The organism is Moorena sp. SIO3I6 (assembly GCF_010672095.1).
Window position 1 is genome coordinate 1 of record NZ_JAAHHU010001664.1, and the last position, 1,089, is coordinate 1,089.

Sequence of the window (1,089 nt, forward strand, 5' to 3'; positions counted from 1 at the left end):
ATCGCTATGGTCCAATTCCCTCCGTGGCAGAGCAATTACTGCGGGTGATGGAACTAAAACAGTTAGGGAAGTCTTTGGGATTTGCCCGAATTCGACCTGAGGGTAAACAACACATTATCCTAGAAACACCCATGGAGGAACCAGCCTGGAAGTTACTCCAAGAGAACCTCCCCCAACATTTGCGATCGCGTTTTGTCTATTCTCCTGGTAAAGTTACGGTTCGTGGTTTAGGTCTGGTCAAGACCAACAAACAGCTAGAGAGCCTGATTGAGTGGTTAGGCAAGATGCAAGGCGCACTGCCAGAACCTACTGTGGTTGGGTTACCCCAATCCCCAATCCCCAATCCCTAATTCCCATTACCCATTACCCTCCAAAAAAAAAGCGGCTGCAACTATTGCTACAACCGCTACTGTACATCAACTGGGAGGAAATCCTAGAGGCATATGTCAAAAACTGTCCAAGATGTTTGACAAGCTCTAGTAAAGCTACGTTACTTACTTACTACAAGGTGTCTTCCAGAGATTCCCGAAAATTTGATCAAAAATTTCTGGCAATTGGGAAACATCACTGCTTAGCTTAGGTGTTAGGTATTAGGTGTTAGATGTTGAAATTTAATTTTAATTGTAGTGTTTTATTTTATACTTAATGCTTAATTTAATAACTGCTAGCTTTTGGTTATTAAACAATAAGTTTTAAATATTAGATGTTAGATGTTAGATAGTTAAGCCTAGTTTCTAGTCCCTAGTTTTTAACACATCATACCATTACTGTCAATAGATCAATACTGGCTTAGTCTTAACCAAAACTCCGAGTATCCTGGAGTAGTTCAGATTACAGACCTGAAGCTGACCCGACCTAAGATATACATACTGATGTGAACATAGTATTTTCGGAAAAAGGCAATATCAGCAAAGGCGGAGCGATCGCATTATGACTCAACTATATGAGCAGCTCAACCAGCTAGTGACGGCAGCATGTAGTCATCCAACTGGAAGCGCCCACCGTCAAAGAAACTTAACAAAAATTATTCGTTTAATCAGTAAAAAAATTTGGCAAAAACATAATCCCTAATATCAAAACACACACCAA

1 protein-coding gene is annotated in these 1,089 nt (G+C 40.3%); it reads left to right on the forward strand.

Translation table 11 applies throughout. The features are described 5' to 3' along the window. A partial coding sequence (locus F6K49_RS52120; protein WP_293110904.1) for a TRCF domain-containing protein occupies positions 1-350 on the forward strand: 350 nt, incomplete at its 5' end. Between the last annotated feature and the right edge of the window lie 739 nt (positions 351-1,089).